This is a genomic window from Bradyrhizobium yuanmingense (assembly GCF_025200905.1).
Taxonomy (GTDB): Bacteria; Pseudomonadota; Alphaproteobacteria; order Rhizobiales; family Xanthobacteraceae; genus Bradyrhizobium; species Bradyrhizobium yuanmingense.
The window spans coordinates 1,712,587-1,728,456 of record NZ_CP104173.1 but is presented as its reverse complement, the minus strand read 5'-3'; the positions used below and the strand labels follow the sequence as shown (position 1 = coordinate 1,728,456).

Here is a 15,870-nt window from a genome sequence, read left to right as displayed (position 1 = left end):
ATCCTAATCGCATCGCGCTTTAGTCCTTGGGTCTGGCGTGACGGCACGCCGACGGCGCGTTCACAATCCGTAACCTGTTCGCCCCAATTCCACCCAACGGGTGCGCTCTAGCGCCCTCCTCGCCCGCCCTGTAGAATCCCCGTCGGGGCGACTTGGGGGATTGATGCGTCTGACGTGGAATCTGAAGACTATCCTGATCGGTGTCGCGGTGCTCGCGGCGTCGTTCTTCATCAGCCTGAAGGCGATGGACTTGCTGGCGCCACGCGCGACGGATTCGGCGCCGCCGGTCGCTCAGCTGCAGCCGCTGCCGCCGGCCTCGAAGAGCTCCATCGTGATCGCGCCGGTCGCCATCGCGCTGTCGGCTATCCGCGAGCAGGCCGAAAAGGCCGCGCCGCGCAATTTCGCCGGCAAGGCCGACAACCCGATCTCGCAGATCCTGGAGAATGCCGATATCGGCTGGTCCGCCGCCCGGGGCCCGATGGCGGCAGCCGGCGACAAGGACGTGCTGACGATCTCGACCCCGCTCACCGGCAAGCTCAACGTGACCGGCTCTCTGTCGTCGAAGGCCACAGGCGCGCTTGGCGATGCGCTTGGCAGCGTGCTCGGCGGCGACGCCGCGAAGCGGATCGGCGCGGTCAACATCAAGAACCTGAACGCGAGCGCGGAGATCAAGGGCAACGTCGTCGTCACCTCGCGCCCGAAGCTCGCCGCCGCCTGGTATCTGGAGCCCAATCTCGGCGCCCAGGTCAATCTCGGCGACACCAACCTCAACGTCGCCGGCGCCAAGGTCAACGTGCCCGCGCAGGTCAAGCCGCTGATCGACAAGACCGTCGGCGAGCAGATCAACGCCGTCTCCGAGCGCATCCGCAACGATCCCAGCCTGCGCGAGAATGCCAAGGCGCAATGGATCAAGGCCTGCCGCTCGATCCCGCTGCAAGGCTCGGGTTCCTCGCTGCCGCCGCTCTGGCTCGAGATGAAGCCGGTGCGCGCGATCGCGGCGCAGCCGCGCGTCGATGCGCAGGCCGTGACCTTATTGCTCGGCCTCGAAGCCGAGACACGCGTGACCTCGACGCCGACCAAGCCGGACTGTCCGTTCCCCGACAAGATCTCGATCGTGCCGCCGACCGGCACAGGCGTGAGTATCGGCGTGCCGATCGACGTGCCTTTCACCGAGATCAACAAGCTGATCGCAGCGCAGATGGTCGGCCGCACCTATCCGGAGGACGGCTCCGGCCCGGTCGACGTCACCGTCAAGAGCGCCAACGTCATCCCGTCGGGCGACCAACTGCTGATCTCGCTTCTGGTGCGCGCCAAGGAGAAGAAGAGCTGGTTCGGCCTCGGCGCCGAGGCGAATGTGCACATCTGGGGCCGGCCGGTGCTCGACCAGGCGCAACAGACGCTGCGGCTCACCGACATCCAGCTCGCGCTGGAATCCGAGGCCGCCTTCGGCCTATTGGGTGCCGCCGCCCGCGCCGTCGTCCCGCAGATGCAGCAGGCGCTGCTGCAGAGGGCAACCCTGGATCTGAAGCCGATCGCCGCCAACGCCCGCGAGAAGATCGCCGCCGCGATCGCCGATTACCAGAAGAGCGAGGACGGCCTCAAGGTCGAGGCCAGGATCGACAGCCTCACTCTCGCCGACATCGCCTTCGATTCCAAGACCCTGCGCGTGGTCGCGGAAGCCGGCGGCTCGCTGAACGTATTCGTGACGAAGCTGTCGGGGATGTAGCGCGTCCCTGCGCATCGCAGGGCCGTCGCATGTGAGAGCTCTTCCCTGCGGCCATCCTTCGAGACGCCCGCTTGGGCGGGCTCCTCAGGATGAGGGCGGAGTGCGCGGCAGCTGTTGCAACGAGCACGGACGCCGATGAGCCTCATCCTGAGGAGGCGCGCAAGCGCCGTCTCGAAGGACGAGGCGTGCGTGCAGGCGCCGCCACCCGTCAGAGGCGGTTGTCCCGCCACTCGCCGGACCCGCACAATTCCTCGTCGCTTGCGCCGCTGGCATTCTCGCTGCAGGATGCTAATCTCGCACGCGCATTGTAGGGGACAACGCGAGGACAACATGGAAGCCGGCATGGTCACGCCTGCGCCGGCGCTGGTGCGTTTTTCCGGCATTCAAAAGACCTATGATGGCGAGCATCTCGTGGTGAAGAACCTCGACCTCGACATCAGGAAGGGCGAATTCATCACCCTGCTCGGCCCGTCGGGATCGGGCAAGACGACCACGCTGATGATGCTGGCCGGCTTCGAGGTGCCGACCCATGGCGAGATCTACCTCAGCGAGCGGCCGATCAAGAACGTGCCGCCGCACAGGCGCGACATCGGCATGGTGTTCCAGAACTACGCGCTGTTTCCGCACCTGACGATCGCGGAAAACATCGCCTTCCCGCTCTCGGTTCGCAAGTCGAGCAAGGCGGAGACGCAAGAGCGCGTCAGCGCGGCGCTGCGCATGATCAAGATGGAAACTTTTGCGCACCGGCGGCCCGGGCAATTGTCCGGCGGTCAGCAGCAACGCGTGGCGCTGGCCCGCGCGCTGGTGTTCAATCCGCAGCTCGTGCTGATGGACGAGCCCCTGGGCGCACTGGACAAGCGGCTGCGGGAGCAGATGCAGCTGGAGATCAAGCAGCTGCACGAGACGATGGGCATCACGATCGTCTATGTCACCCACGACCAGAGCGAAGCGCTCACGATGTCGGACCGCATCGCCGTATTCAACGACGGCATCGTGCAACAGATCGACCGCCCCGACGCGCTGTATGAGCATCCCGTGAACAGCTTCGTCGCCCACTTCATCGGTGAGAACAATGTGCTCGCCGGCACCGTGGAAACCGTGGAGAGGGATTATTGCCGCGTCGCGCTGGCCGGTGGCAGCACAGTCGCCGCACGGGCGGTCAACGTGTCAGGCGCAGGCGCATCGACCTCTCTGTCGGTGCGGCCGGAGCGTGTCGCAATAATTCCCAATGGCAATTCCAGTGAGGGACCGAACCGGCTGCCGGCAAAAGTGCAGAACACCATCTATCTCGGCGACCACGCGCTGGCCGTGCTGGATGTGGCCGGCAACGCCGAGTTCATGGTCAAGCTTCAGCCGGCAGCGCATCACGGCCTAAGACACGGCGAAAGCGTGTTCATCACTTTCCGCCCGGAGGACTGCCTCGCCCTCGATCCCGTCTGATCCGTCGGCGGCAAAGCTGAACACTCGATGTCAACGCAACTCACATGAAGAAGGAACGAAGACCATGCTGAAGCGCAAGATTGCTCTGGGTTTCGCCGCGGCACTGGGCGCCGGTGTCGCGCTGACCAATGTCGCAGAAGCGCGTGACCTCACTGTCGTCTCGTGGGGCGGCGCGTATCAGGAGGCCCAGAAGAAGGTCTATTTCGAGCCGTTCAAGAAAGCATCCGGCATCGCGATGAACGACGAATCCTGGGACGGCGGCGTCGGCGTGCTGCGCGCCAAGGTGCAGGGAGGCGCCGCCACCTGGGACGTCGTCCAGGTCGAGAGCGATGAGCTCGCGGTCGGCTGCGAGGAAGGCCTGTTCGAGAAACTGGACTATTCCAAGATCGGCGGCGAGGCCGCCTACATCCCGCCGTCGGTCAATCCTTGCGGGGTCGGCGCCATCCTCTACGATTTCGTCCTCGGCTACGACAAGGACAAGCTGAAGGAGGCCCCGAAAGGCTGGGCCGACTTCTTCGACACCAAGAAGATTCCGGGCAAGCGCGCGCTGCGCCAGGGCCCGAAGACCACGCTGGAGATCGCCCTCATGGCCGACGGCGTCGCACCGAAGGACGTCTACAAGGTGCTGGCGACCGACGAAGGCATCGAGCGCGCCTTCAAGAAGCTCGACACCATCAAGGGCGACCTCGTCTGGTGGAAGGCCGGCGCGCAGCCGCCGCAATTGCTCGCCTCCGGCGAGGTGGCGATGACCTCGGTCTACAATGGCCGCATCGACACCGCGAACAAGAACGAGAAGAAGAACTTCGGCATGGTGTGGGACGGCGCGCTCTTCACCCTCGACAGCTGGGTCATCCTGAAGGGGAGCCCGAACAAGGATGCGGCCTACAAGTTCCTGGACTTCGTCGGAAAGGCGGAGAACCAGTCCAAGCTGTCGGAGAACATTGCCTATGGCACTTCGAACAAGGATGCCGCCGGCCGGCTCGCGCCCGCCGTCCTGAAGGACCTGCCGACGGCGCCTGACAACATCAAGAACGCGGTCGAGATCAACGTGGCCTTCTGGCTCGAGAACATCGACCGCCTGACCGAGCGCTTCAACAAATGGGCCGCGAAATAGCGGGAGCAGCTAGAGGTGCGCGCGGACAACTCGCCCGTGGCGCATCCTTCGAGACGCCCGCCTACGGCGGGCCCTCAGGATGAAGGTCTGAGTCTGTGGCAGCGACGTTACTGGCACCAATGTCAATGAGCCTCATCCTGAGGAGACCGCGAAGCGGTCGTCTCGAAGGACGAGGCGCTTGCTCAGGCTGCTCCAAGAGGCTTTCTCCATGACAGCAGCGCCCGCGCTCGGCGCCGATAACAAGACTGAGGTGCCGCTCAAACGCCGATTGAGGCGTGCGGAGCGGACACGCCAGGTCAAGGCATTGGCGCTGGTCCTGCCGCTTCTGCTGTTTCTGCTCTTCACCTTCGCAGGTCCCATCGCCGGCATGCTGTGGCGCTCGGTCGAGGACTGGGAGGTGCGTCAGGTCCTGCCGCAAACGGTCGCTGCTCTTGCCAGTTGGGACGGCAAGGACTTGCCGGATGAAAACGCCTATGCGGCGCTTGCAAGCGACATCCTGGCGGCGCGCGCCGCCGGCACCCTTGCGATTGCGGCCAAACGGCTCAACTACGCGCTGAACGGCTTCCGCACGATCCTGACCAGCACAGGACGCAATCTGAAGGCGGTGCCTGAGCCCGGTACGGCCAGGGAGACGCTGGGCAGGATCAACCCCGCCTGGCGCGAACGCGCCACCTGGACCACGATCAAGGACGCCGGCGGCCCGATCACCGGCTTCTACCTGCTCGCCGCGCTCGACCTGACGCGAAACGCCGACGGCGCGATCGTCGCCGCACCACCGGATCAGGCCATCTACCGCGACATTTTCCTCCGCACCTTCCTCATCAGCCTCGCTGTCACGGCCCTCTGCCTGATTCTCGGCTTTCCGGTCGCCTACCTCCTGGCGACGCTGCCGCCCGGCCGGTCGAACCTCTTGATGATCTTCGTGCTGCTGCCGTTCTGGACGTCGCTCCTGGTTCGCACCTGCGCCTGGATCGTCCTGTTGCAGAGCAAGGGCGTCGTGAACGATAGTCTGCTCTGGCTCGGCATCATCGACGCACCCTTGCGCCTGATCTACAACCGCTTCGGCGTCTGCGTTGCCATGACCCACGTTCTGCTGCCGTTCATGATCCTGCCGCTGTACAGCAGCATGAAGGCGATCTCGCCCGCCTACATGCGTGCCGCCGCTTCGCTCGGTGCACCGCCCCTCACCGCCTTCCTACGGATCTACCTGCCGCAGACCCTGCCTGGCATCGGCGCGGGAAGCCTGCTCGTCTTCATCCTGGCGCTCGGCTACTACATCACGCCGGCCCTCGTCGGCGGCGCCGCCGACCAGATGATCAGCTACTTCATCGCCCTCTACACGACCGAGACGGCCAATTGGGGCCTTGCTTCGGCGCTGGGCGCGGTGCTGCTGCTCGCCACCGTTCTGCTCGCTCTCGTCTACGGCAAGCTGGTGCAGGGCCAGCAGGTCACGGGAGGGATGAAGAATTGAGCGACAATTCCTCCTTGCGCACCCCCAGCCAGCGCATCGCGTGGACCGCGACTATCGTTGTCTCCACGCTGGTGTTCATCTTCCTGATCGCGCCCATCCTTGCGATCATGCCGCTGTCGTTCAGTTCCAGCTCGTACCTCACCTATCCGCTGCCGGGCCTTTCCTTGCGCTGGTACGACGACTTCGTCAATTCGCCGCGCTGGATGAACTCGCTCAAGAACAGCGTGATCATCGGCGTCGCCTCGACGCTGTTGTCCATGGTCCTCGGCACGCTGGCCGCGCTGGGGCTGGCGCAGTGGAAGAGCCGGTTCAAGCCGCTCGTGCTGGCCTTCGTGCTGTCGCCGGTGGTTGTGCCCGGGGTCATCACCGCGGTCGGCCTGTACTTCTTCTTCGCGCCGATCGGGCTGACCGGCAGCTATCTCGGCCTGATCCTGGCTCACACCGCGCTGGCGACGCCCTTCGTAGTGATCACGGTCGGGGCGACGCTGCAGAGCTTCGACACTAATCTGGCACGCGCGGCCGCCTCGCTCGGCGCCTCGCCAATCTACGCGTTCCGTCGCGTGATCCTGCCGCTGATCCTGCCGGGTCTGGCATCAGGCGCGCTGTTCGCGTTCGCAACCAGCTTCGACGAGGTGGTGATCGTGCTGTTCATGGCGGGTCCCGAGCAGCGCACCCTGCCGCGCGAGATGTTCAGCGGCATCCGCGAGAACATCAGCCCGACCATCACGGCAGCGGCCGTGATCTTGACGACCGTCTCGGTCATCTTGCTCGCCACCCTGGAAGCCCTGCGCCGACGCAATGAACGGCTCAAGGGCAGCGGGGGTTGAGGAAGTTAAAGACATGACAGCGCGCCCGGTGAAAACCAGGCGCGCTTCGTTCAGGCAGTTACGCGAGCCGCATTACTCCGCGTACTTGAACTGCGGCATGTTCTTCAGCTCGTCCTTGCTGGCATTGAACACGGCGTGGTCCGGGTACCATTTTGACGCGGACGACGTCGATGCGGTCGCGGCAGGCCTGTCGGTACCGGTCGCAGCGCCGGTCGTCGTGCCGGCGGGCCGGGCGCCGGTGTTCGCGCCGGTGCCGGTATAGGCGACGGGCTCGTTGACGAACTTCAGCTTCTCGTAGGGCACGGCGACCAGATGCTCGCCCATGCCGAGGAAGCCGCCGACTCCGATCACGGCGATCTTGATGTCACCGTTCTTGTCCATCAGCAGGTCGTTGATCGTGCCGATGTTCTCGTTGGCCTCGTTGTAGACCTTCAGGCCATCCATTTTCGAGGTACGCCACTGGCCGGAAGCCGTCGTGGTCGTTGCGGTGGCCGCAGGGGCCGCCTTGTCGGTGGTGGCGGCGGGCGGCGTTTGCGCGATTGCGACGGTCGCAAGTAGCGCGGTACCGGCGAGGCCGGTGACGATCGATTTCATCAACATTGTTGTCCTCTCCTTCACAGAAAACTCGTGCGGAGAAAACCGCTCTGATCGGGCGCAGTTCCGTGCGCGCCGCAATTTCGTCGCGCCATGCGCGAACTGTTCCTGCGTCACTCAGGAACATTTTGCGGTGCACGGTTCCCCGCCGAGGATCATGCGCATTGGGGCAAGGCAGGACCGCGGCGAGGACCTCGCTGACCCGGCGTCGCCGAGGTCAGCTCTTGTAGTCGATCAGGAGCGCGGCGAGGCTCGAATTGCCGGTTGAGCGCCATTGGCACCGTAGGAGGAGGCTGACGATTGCGATTGCTGCAGCGCCTGGAGGAATTGCTGGAGGATCTCGGCGGTGGTCTGGTCCGTCGAGCTACTGCTCGTCGAATCCGTCGTCGTCGAATCCGAAGAGCCGTCGTCCGGCGGCGGACCGCCTAGTCCACGCGCGAAGGCGGACTGAAACACGCTTTTCAGCTCCTCGGCCTCTTCGGAGATCAGCGTCCCGTTCGACACTTCGCTCGAGAGGAGGTCCTCGATCTTCGACTGCATCTCGTCCTTGGAGGGAGGCGCGCCGCTCGACTGGCCGCTCGATCGGCTCTGCTGGAGCGCCGTGTCGATATCCGTCAGCGCCGTCGAGAGCGCGGACTGGTCCGACGACGAGATCGTGCCGGCGGAGACTTGCGACTGCAATTCCTGCTGAAGCCGTTGCAGTGGCGATTGATAGCTGCCGGCGGAGGCCGCCGAGATCGAGGTCATGATGGCTCCCTTCGTTTTGCGGGTTTCGCCGCGGACCACGCCACGGTATGGTTAACGGCCTTAACGAGAGCTTGCCGCTCGGCGGTGGGGCGATTGCCGTCCGTTGCTGACCGCCCGGTAGAAACAATTCGAAACAAAAATCTTCGCCTTTTGGCCGGAATTTTGGACAAACAAGGTCCATGGCCATTCCCAATCCCAACATCCTGGTCGTCGAGGACGACCGCGAAACCCGGACGCTGATTGCGAAATATCTGCGCAACAACGCCTGCAACGTCACCGCCGTCGCCGACGGCCGCGAGATGTCGCGCGCTATGGCCGACCACCGCGTCGATCTCATCATCCTCGACGTCATGCTGCCTGGCGAGGACGGCCTCAGCCTGTGCCGCAAGGTGCGCGCCGAAAACCAGACGCCGATCATCATGCTGACCGCGCGCGGCGAGGACGTCGACCGCATCGTCGGCCTCGAGATGGGCGCGGACGATTATCTGCCGAAGCCGTTCAACCCGCGCGAGCTGCTCGCCCGCATCAACGCGGTGCTGCGTCGCCAGGCGGCCGCGCAAGCGGCGAGCTCGGTCGAAGGTGCCTCCGCGCTCACCTTCGAAGGCTGGCGCATCGATCTGCGCTTGCGCGAGCTCCGCAATCCCGCAGGCGCGCGCGTCGCGGTGACCAGCGCCGAGTTCGACCTGCTGCGCACGTTCTGCGAGCGGCCCGGCCGCGTGCTGTCGCGCGACAGCCTGCTCGACCTCACGCAGGGGCGCAGCACCGGCTCGTTCGAGCGCTCCATCGACGTGCTGGTCAGCCGCATCCGCCGCAAGATCGAGCCCAATCCGGCCGATCCCACCCTGATCAAGACGGTGCGCTCCGGCGGCTATCTGTTCACGCCCGCGGCCGTTGTTCTCTGGCGCGCCCTGGCTGATGGCACTGATGAGCGCCTTCATCTGCGTCACCGTGCTCGGCCTGTGGGCGGCGCGCGCGCTGACGAGACCGCTGTCGTCCTTCGCCGCGGCGGCGGAGAATTTCAGCCTCGAGGGCGCCGCCGAGCCGCTGCCCGAGCGCGGCCCGGAGGAGATCCGCGCGGTGGCGCGCGCGCTCAACCGCATGCACGAGTGGATCGTGCGGCTGATGTCGGACCGCACGCGGATGCTGGCCGCGATCAGCCACGATTTGCGCACGCCGATCACGCGGCTGCGCCTGCGCGCCGAGTTCATCGAGGACGAAGCCAACCGCAAGCGCATGCTGATGGATCTCGACCAGATGCGCGCGATGCTGGAATCGGTGCTGTCGCTCTTGCGCGACGACCGCAAGGTCGAGGCGGTGACGCTGGTCGACATCGCCAGCACGCTCCAGCTCGTCGCCGATCAGTTCGGCGACATGGGCCATGTCGTGCACTATGTCGGGCCGGCGTCCGCGACCGCCGCCGCGCGGCCCGACGATCTGCATCGCGGCGTCACCAACCTGGTCGAGAACGCGGTGCGCTTCGGCGCCGAGGTGACGATCCGCCTCGACGTCTCGGACACCATGCTCGTCATCGACGTCGAGGACGACGGCCCCGGCATTTCGGATGCGCGCAAGCAGGAGATGCTGGAGCCGTTCGTGCGCGGCGACGACGCGCGCACCATGGACTACTCCACCGGCTTCGGGCTCGGCCTGTCGATCGCGCGCGCAATCGCGCTCGGCCACGGCGGCGAGCTGTCGCTGCATGACCGCGCCCCGCGCGGCCTGATCGTGCGGATGCGATTGCCGGTCTCGCAGGCACCGCGCCTTGCCGCCTGATCAAGCCGCGAGCGGCGGGTGCTCGATCGCCTCGTGCGGGAAGATCGCCACCGCCTCGAAGCGGTAATTGCAGGCGTGGCAGGTCCAGAGATAGGAGACGCGGCCTTCGCCCGGCTCGATCCAGTCAGGGAACGGGATCGGTGTGCCACATTGTGCACAAGGGTTCTGCTTGGGAATGTCGTCGATGTCTGCAGGGGTCATGGACGTCTCCCGAGTGCTGGCTTTGACTAGCGATTGTTGGGCGAATGCGCGAAATGGACAGACCCGCTGTCGCGTAAGGCGCTCCACCAGCTCCGAGCTTAACCCAGGTTTAAGTCGCAAAAGCGACGAGCCGGCGAAAATCGCCGTTGGTGACATTTCGCCACATCATCGCCGTGTTCCCACGGCCTAACGCGCTCGGGCGCGGGTCCGTTATGCCGAGGAATATTTCGATGAAAATCTTACGAACTGTCGCGTTGCTCGCGGCCGGATTGACGTTGCCGCAGGCCGCTTTCGCCGGGCAAGCCGAGTATGCCGAGATGGTGGCCGCCCATGCCCGCGCCAACGGCGTGCCGGAAGCGCTGGTGCATCGCGTCATCATGCGCGAAAGCCGCTATCAACCGCATGTGGTCGGCCGCGGCGGCACTATCGGGCTGATGCAGATCAAGCTCGCGACCGCGCGCGGGGTCGGCTACACCGGCGATGCCGCCGGCCTGCGCGATCCCAACACCAACCTCACCTACGCTGTGAAATACCTCGCCGGCGCCTACCGCGCCGCCAATGGCGATCACGCGCGAGCCGTGCGTTATTTCGCGGGCGGCTATTACTACGCTGCAAAGCGCCAGCGGCAGGAGGCCGTCCAGGTCGCCAATGCCGGCGAGACCATGGGTCAGGGCACTATGGGCCAACCTTGGCTCGAGCCGAACGGCAACCCGCAGCCGATGTTCGCCGCTCCGACCCACAGGAAGCTCGCCCAGCGCGTCCGTAACGCGCGGGCGCAGGTTCCCGCTCATTGATCTCCGTTATGGCCGGGCTTGACCCGGCCATCCACGTCTTGCATCTGCGCCAAGAACGTGGATGCCCGGGCCTTCGCCTCGCCGAAGCGGCTTTGGCCGCGCAGGCGGGACAAGCCCGGGCATGACGACTGTTACCGCGTTGACCACCCCATCCTGCTGGCATACATTACCACCGTTCCGAGGGGTGCTCCGAGGAGGAGCTGAGATACCGCTAAATGGGCAATACCGCCCAGGACCGCGGTGACCCTTTGAACCTGATCCGGGTCATGCCGGCGAAGGGACAGGGATGTTGCAGACCATCAAGCGACCGGATTCACCGGTATCCATCATCGGCGCAGGCATCGCGGGCGCCTGGCAGGCGTTGCTGTTCGCGCAGGCCGGTCATGCCGTCACCTTGCACGAGCGCGGTGACGAGGCGATGACGGATGCCACCAGCCATTGGGCCGGCGGCATGCTCGCGCCCTATTGCGAGGCCGAGATCGCCGAGCCCATCATCAGCCGCCTGGGCTTGCGCTCGCTCGATCTCTGGCGGCGCGAGCTGCCCGACACACCGTTCAATGGCTCGCTGGTCGTCGCCCACCCGCGCGAGCGCAACGATTTCGAGCGGTTTGCGCGCATGACCGCGGATCACCGCCGGCTCGATGCCGCCGGCCTTGCCGCGCTCGAGCCGTCGCTGGAGGGCCGCTTCCGCGACGCGCTGTTCTTCCCCGCCGAGGGCCATGTCGAGCCGCGCCGCGTGCTGCCGCAGCTGCACGAGCGCATCAAGGCTGCCGGCGGCACCATCAAGTTCTGCAGCGACGTCACCGCGAACGAGCTAGACGGCATCGTCATCGACTGCCGCGGCCTTGGTGCCCGCGACGAGCAGAGCGAGCTTCGCGGCGTCAAGGGCGAGATGATCCTGATCGAGACGGACGAGGTGCAGCTGGCGCGCCCGGTGCGGCTGATCCATCCGCGTTGGCCGCTCTACGTGATCCCGCGTGAGAACGGCCTGTTCATGCTGGGCGCGACCTCGATCGAGGCCGAAGACACCGGCGTCAGCGTGCGCTCCGCGCTGGAGCTCTTGGGCGCGGCCTATACGGTGCACCCGGCGTTCGGCGAGGCCCGCATCGTCGAGTTCGGTTCGGGGCTTCGTCCCGCCTTTCCCGACAATTTGCCGCGCATCGGCATTCGCGATCGCAAGATCAGCGTCAACGGCCTCTACCGCCACGGCTTCCTGATCGCGCCTGCGCTCGCCGAGCTGACGCTCGCCTATGTCGAGCGCGGCCAGATCGACAACGAGGTAATGCAATGCTCCTGATCGTCAACGGCGAGCCGCGCGAGGTCAGCGCAGCCAGCGTGGACGCGCTGCTCGCCGAGCTCGACTACGAAGGCAGCCATTTCGCCATCGCGCTCAATTACGACGTCGTGCCGAAGAGCCGCTGGGCGGAGACGCTGCTGAAAGCCGGCGACGAGATCGAGATCATCACGCCGCGGCAGGGAGGGTGAGCCGAATGACGGAGCGCGCCTTCCATCTGCCGCCCGTTCAGGGTTCTTTCCGTCATTGCGAGGAGCGCAGCGACGAAGCAATCCAGAGTGTCTCCGCGGATGAATCTCTGGATTGCTTCGCTTCGCTCGCAATGACGGCGGAGAGAGCCTGAATCGAGGAAACACCCACATGGTGACCTTCTACGGCAAAACCTTCGCCTCCCGCCTGCTGATCGGCAGCGCGCTCTATCCCTCGCCTGCGATCATGCAAGAGGCGATCCGCGCCTCCGGTGCCAACATCGTCACGGTCTCGCTGCGGCGCGAATCTGCCGGCGGCAAGACCGGCGATGCGTTCTGGAAGCTGATCCGCGAGCTCGACGTCACCGTGCTGCCGAACACCGCCGGCTGCCGCACCGTGCGCGAGGCGGTGACGACGGCCAAGCTCGCCCGCGAATTGTTCGGCACAAGCTGGATCAAGCTGGAGGTCATCGCCGACAACGACACGCTGCAGCCTGACGTCGTCGGCCTGGTCGAAGCCGCCGGCATCCTGATCAAGGACGGTTTTGAAGTGTTCCCCTATTGCACCGAGGACCTCTCGGTCGCGAGCCGCCTGGTCGAAACGGGGTGCAAGGTGGTGATGCCGTGGGCCGCGCCGATTGGCAGCGCCAAGGGCATCACCAACCGCGATGCGCTAAAACTGTTGCGCGAGCGGCTGCCCGACATCACGCTGGTGGTCGACGCCGGCTTAGGGGCGCCCTCCCACGCCGCGCAGGCGTTCGAGCTCGGCTATGACGCCGTGCTGCTCAACACCGCCATCGCCAAGGCCGCCGATCCCGTCGCGATGGCGAACGCCTTCCGCCTCGGCTGCGAGGCCGGCCGCACCGCTTACGAGGCCGGGCTGATGAACGCCCGCGACTTCGCCTCGCCCTCCACCCCTGTCGTTGGGACCCCGTTCTGGCATGCCGTATCCTGATCGCTTCTATCCCGTGGTCGACAGCCTGGCCTGGGTCGAACGCCTGACCAAGCTCGGCGTCGGCACCATCCAGCTGCGCGCCAAAGAGCTGAACGACGCCGACGCGCTGCAGATCGTCACCGACGCGCTGGCCATCACCAAGGACACGCAGGCCAAGCTGGTGGTGAACGATTATTGGCGCGCAGCGATCGTTGCTGGTGCACAATACCTGCATCTCGGCCAGGAGGATCTTGCAGACGCAGATCTCGGCGCTATCCGCGAGGCCGGCCTCAAGCTCGGCATCTCCACCCATGACGACGCCGAGCTTGAGACCGCGCTGGCGGCGAAGCCCGACTACGTCGCGCTCGGCCCGATCTTCTTCACGACCCTGAAATCGATGCGCTTCGAGCCGCAGGGCATTCCCAAGATCACCGAATGGAAGCAGCGCATCGGCACCATCCCGCTGGTTGCCATCGGCGGCATCAAGTTCGAGCACGCCGCCGAGATCTTTGCCGCAGGCGCGGATTCGATTGCTGTTGTCTCCGACGTCACCCAAAACCCCGACCCCGATGCCCGCGTGCGGCAATGGCTCGACGGTTCGAAGGAGGCGGCGTGATGATCGCCCCGCTCCCTCCACTCGTCATTGCGAGGAGCCCTTGCGACGAAGCAATCCAGACTGCTTCCGCGGATGCATTTCTGGATTGCTTCGCTGCGCTCGCAATGACGGAGCAAGAATTCACCAGCGTCGTCTCGGCGCCAATGCAAACGAATTAAACCGGAGGATCCCATGAACATCCGCTCCAACCCCGACAAAACCGTCCCCGCCGTCACCACCGGCCCCCTGCCCTCCTCGCGAAAAATCTTCGCGACACCCGACGCCGCGCCGGATATCCGCGTGCCCTTGCGCGAGATCATCCTGTCCGAAGGCGCGGGCGAGCCGAACCTGCCGGTCTATGACACGTCGGGGCCCTACACCGACCCCTCCGTCACCATCGACGTCAATGCCGGCTTGGCGCGCAACCGCAAGCAATGGGTACTGGAGCGCGGCGGCGTCGAGGAATATGAGGGCCGGCAGATCAAGCCGGAGGACAATGGCAGCGTCTCCACCGACAAGGCCGCGCGCGCCTTCTCGGCCTATCACAAGCCGCTGCGCGGGCTCGACGGCCACAAGGTGACCCAGCTCGAATTCGCCCGCGCCGGCATCATCACCAAGGAGATGATCTACGTCGCGGAGCGCGAAAACCTCGGGCGCAAGCAGCAACTCGAGCGCGCCGAAGCCGCGCTCGCCGACGGCGAAAGTTTTGGCGCCTCGGTGCCCGCCTTCATCACCCCGGAGTTCGTGCGCTCGGAGATCGCGCGCGGCCGCGCCATCATCCCCTCCAACATCAACCACTCAGAGCTCGAGCCGATGATCATCGGCCGCAACTTCCTCACCAAGATCAACGCCAATATCGGCAACTCGGCGGTGACGTCCTCGGTCGAGGAAGAGGTCGAGAAGATGGTGTGGGCGATCCGCTGGGGCGCCGACACCGTGATGGACCTCTCGACCGGGCGCAACATCCACACCACGCGGGAATGGATCCTGCGCAACTCGCCGGTGCCGATCGGCACCGTGCCGATCTACCAGGCGCTGGAGAAGTGCAACGGCGATCCGGTCAAGCTGACCTGGGAGCTCTACAAGGACACCTTGATCGAGCAGTGCGAGCAGGGCGTCGACTATTTCACCATCCACGCCGGCGTGCGCCTGCAATACATCCACCTCACCGCCAGCCGCGTCACCGGCATCGTCAGCCGCGGCGGCTCCATCATGGCGAAGTGGTGCCTGGCGCATCACAAGGAAAGCTTCCTCTACACCCATTTCGACGAGATCTGCGACCTCATGCGCAAGTATGACGTCTCGTTCTCGCTCGGCGACGGCCTGCGTCCAGGCTCGATCGCGGATGCCAACGATCGCGCGCAGTTCGCGGAGCTGGAGACGCTCGGCGAACTGACGAAGATCGCATGGGACAAGGGCTGCCAGGTCATGATCGAAGGCCCCGGCCACGTGCCGATGCACAAGATCAAGATCAACATGGACAAGCAGCTCAAGGAATGTGGCGAGGCGCCGTTCTACACGTTGGGGCCGCTGACCACCGACATCGCGCCGGGCTACGACCACATCACCTCGGGCATTGGCGCCGCCATGATCGGCTGGTTCGGCTGCGCCATGCTCTGCTACGTCACGCCGAAGGAGCATCTCGGCCTGCCCGATCGCAACGACGTCAAGACCGGCGTCATCACCTACAAGATCGCCGCCCACGCCGCCGACCTCGCCAAGGGCCACCCCGCCGCGCAACTGCGCGACGACGCCCTCTCCCGCGCGCGGTTCGAATTCCGCTGGACCGACCAGTTCAACCTCGGCCTCGACCCGGACACGGCGAAGAACTTTCACGACGAGACCCTACCGAAGGAAGCCCACAAGGTCGCCCATTTCTGCTCGATGTGCGGCCCAAAATTCTGCTCGATGAAGATCACGCAGGACGTGCGCGACTACGCGGCGACGCTAAACGATCCGAACAGCGTGGGGATGTCGATGAGCGGCACGGCCGAGGACGGCATGGCGAAGATGAGCGCCAAGTTCAAGGAGATGGGCGAGAGCTTGTATCTGGATGCGGAGAAGGTGAAGGAGAGTAATCGGGTGTTGTGAGAGAGTTCTCCTCGTCATGCCCGGGTTTGACCCGGGCATCCATCCGAAAAAAGAGGAGCCGGGCCGACAGCCCGGCTTTTT

General features: G+C 65.3%; 13 protein-coding genes, 3 pseudogenes and 1 riboswitch. Of the genes and pseudogenes, 13 read left to right on the top strand and 3 right to left on the bottom strand.

Annotated elements, in window-relative coordinates; genetic code table 11:
- Window positions 1-163 precede the first annotated feature (163 nt).
- The 5 genes from N2605_RS08090 to N2605_RS08070 all read left to right on the top strand — a co-directional run bounded on the left by N2605_RS08090 (window position 164) and on the right by N2605_RS08070 (window position 6,578).
- A complete protein-coding gene (locus tag N2605_RS08090; protein WP_036003399.1) occupies window positions 164-1,726 on the top strand; it encodes a DUF4403 family protein in 1,563 nt (520 codons plus the stop codon).
- A 330-nt stretch (window positions 1,727-2,056) separates the two neighbouring features.
- Window positions 2,057-3,166, top strand: a complete 1,110-nt coding sequence (locus N2605_RS08085; protein WP_036013299.1) for an ABC transporter ATP-binding protein — start codon at window positions 2,057-2,059, stop codon at window positions 3,164-3,166.
- Between the two features lie 64 nt (window positions 3,167-3,230).
- Window positions 3,231-4,280, top strand: coding sequence for an ABC transporter substrate-binding protein (locus tag N2605_RS08080; protein WP_036013275.1), 1,050 nt, complete (start codon window positions 3,231-3,233; stop codon window positions 4,278-4,280).
- A gap of 208 nt (window positions 4,281-4,488) precedes the next feature.
- Window positions 4,489-5,751 (top strand): ABC transporter permease, encoded by a 1,263-nt coding sequence (locus N2605_RS08075; RefSeq protein WP_036013273.1) that lies wholly within the window; start codon window positions 4,489-4,491, stop codon window positions 5,749-5,751.
- Window positions 5,748-6,578, top strand: coding sequence for an ABC transporter permease (locus N2605_RS08070; protein ID WP_036013270.1), 831 nt, complete (start codon window positions 5,748-5,750; stop codon window positions 6,576-6,578). The genes N2605_RS08075 and N2605_RS08070 overlap by 4 nt, the downstream gene beginning before the upstream one ends.
- A 72-nt stretch (window positions 6,579-6,650) precedes the next feature.
- Here N2605_RS08070 and N2605_RS08065 read toward each other — a convergent pair whose 3' ends face one another.
- Window positions 6,651-7,178 (bottom strand): PRC-barrel domain-containing protein, encoded by a 528-nt coding sequence (locus N2605_RS08065; RefSeq protein WP_036013268.1) that lies wholly within the window; start codon window positions 7,176-7,178, stop codon window positions 6,651-6,653.
- A 211-nt stretch (window positions 7,179-7,389) separates the two neighbouring features.
- Window positions 7,390-7,919: pseudogene (locus N2605_RS08060) on the bottom strand (hypothetical protein).
- Between the two features lie 179 nt (window positions 7,920-8,098).
- Here N2605_RS08060 and N2605_RS08055 point away from each other — a divergent pair.
- Window positions 8,099-8,818: pseudogene (locus tag N2605_RS08055) on the top strand (response regulator); the annotation flags it as partial.
- A pseudogene (locus tag N2605_RS08050) lies at window positions 8,802-9,692 on the top strand (ATP-binding protein); the annotation flags it as partial. The pseudogenes N2605_RS08055 and N2605_RS08050, both read left to right, overlap by 17 nt.
- Here the strand turns inward: N2605_RS08050 and N2605_RS08045 are convergent.
- On the bottom strand, window positions 9,693-9,893 hold the full coding sequence (locus N2605_RS08045) for a hypothetical protein (RefSeq protein ID WP_036013259.1): 201 nt from the start codon (window positions 9,891-9,893) through the stop codon (window positions 9,693-9,695).
- Between the two features lie 230 nt (window positions 9,894-10,123).
- Between N2605_RS08045 and N2605_RS08040 the strand changes: the two genes are divergently transcribed.
- From N2605_RS08040 to thiC, 6 genes are all read left to right on the top strand, one after another.
- Entirely contained in the window at window positions 10,124-10,687 is a 564-nt protein-coding gene (locus N2605_RS08040; RefSeq protein WP_260346255.1) for a lytic transglycosylase domain-containing protein, read from the top strand.
- Between the two features lie 170 nt (window positions 10,688-10,857).
- A riboswitch (TPP riboswitch) is annotated at window positions 10,858-10,986 on the top strand.
- The gene (locus tag N2605_RS08035) at window positions 10,974-11,984 is read left to right on the top strand and encodes an FAD-dependent oxidoreductase (RefSeq protein WP_260346254.1); all 1,011 of its coding nucleotides are present in this window, start codon (window positions 10,974-10,976) and stop codon (window positions 11,982-11,984) included. Its footprint overlaps the riboswitch before it by 13 nt.
- Window positions 11,975-12,172, top strand: a complete 198-nt coding sequence (gene thiS, locus N2605_RS08030; protein ID WP_260346253.1) for a sulfur carrier protein ThiS — start codon at window positions 11,975-11,977, stop codon at window positions 12,170-12,172. The genes N2605_RS08035 and thiS overlap by 10 nt, the downstream gene beginning before the upstream one ends.
- 169 nt (window positions 12,173-12,341) lie before the next feature.
- Window positions 12,342-13,124: a thiazole synthase gene (locus N2605_RS08025; protein ID WP_057026960.1), complete on the top strand. Its 783-nt coding sequence runs from the start codon at window positions 12,342-12,344 to the stop codon at window positions 13,122-13,124.
- Window positions 13,111-13,719 (top strand): thiamine phosphate synthase, encoded by a 609-nt coding sequence (locus tag N2605_RS08020; protein ID WP_036013245.1) that lies wholly within the window; start codon window positions 13,111-13,113, stop codon window positions 13,717-13,719. The genes N2605_RS08025 and N2605_RS08020 overlap by 14 nt, the downstream gene beginning before the upstream one ends.
- Before the next feature lie 171 nt (window positions 13,720-13,890).
- Window positions 13,891-15,789 carry a phosphomethylpyrimidine synthase ThiC gene (gene thiC / locus N2605_RS08015; RefSeq protein WP_225146906.1) on the top strand — a complete coding sequence of 633 codons (1,899 nt, stop codon included), beginning with the start codon at window positions 13,891-13,893 and terminating at the stop codon, window positions 15,787-15,789.
- Window positions 15,790-15,870: the final 81 nt, after the last annotated feature.

Excerpts from the sequence above, each read along its gene's own strand:
- N2605_RS08090 (WP_036003399.1), top strand. The coding sequence starts at position 164 with ATGCGTCTGACGTGGAATCTGAAGACTATCCTGATCGGTGTCGCGGTG.
- N2605_RS08085 (WP_036013299.1), top strand. The coding sequence starts at position 2,057 with ATGGAAGCCGGCATGGTCACGCCTGCGCCGGCGCTGGTGCGTTTTTCC.
- N2605_RS08080 (WP_036013275.1), top strand. The coding sequence starts at position 3,231 with ATGCTGAAGCGCAAGATTGCTCTGGGTTTCGCCGCGGCACTGGGCGCC.
- N2605_RS08075 (WP_036013273.1), top strand. The coding sequence starts at position 4,489 with ATGACAGCAGCGCCCGCGCTCGGCGCCGATAACAAGACTGAGGTGCCG.
- N2605_RS08065 (WP_036013268.1), bottom strand. The coding sequence starts at position 7,178 with ATGTTGATGAAATCGATCGTCACCGGCCTCGCCGGTACCGCGCTACTT.
- N2605_RS08045 (WP_036013259.1), bottom strand. The coding sequence starts at position 9,893 with ATGACCCCTGCAGACATCGACGACATTCCCAAGCAGAACCCTTGTGCA.
- N2605_RS08040 (WP_260346255.1), top strand. The coding sequence starts at position 10,124 with ATGAAAATCTTACGAACTGTCGCGTTGCTCGCGGCCGGATTGACGTTG.
- N2605_RS08035 (WP_260346254.1), top strand. The coding sequence starts at position 10,974 with ATGTTGCAGACCATCAAGCGACCGGATTCACCGGTATCCATCATCGGC.
- thiS (WP_260346253.1), top strand. The coding sequence starts at position 11,975 with ATGCTCCTGATCGTCAACGGCGAGCCGCGCGAGGTCAGCGCAGCCAGC.
- N2605_RS08025 (WP_057026960.1), top strand. The coding sequence starts at position 12,342 with ATGGTGACCTTCTACGGCAAAACCTTCGCCTCCCGCCTGCTGATCGGC.
- N2605_RS08020 (WP_036013245.1), top strand. The coding sequence starts at position 13,111 with ATGCCGTATCCTGATCGCTTCTATCCCGTGGTCGACAGCCTGGCCTGG.
- thiC (WP_225146906.1), top strand. The coding sequence starts at position 13,891 with ATGAACATCCGCTCCAACCCCGACAAAACCGTCCCCGCCGTCACCACC.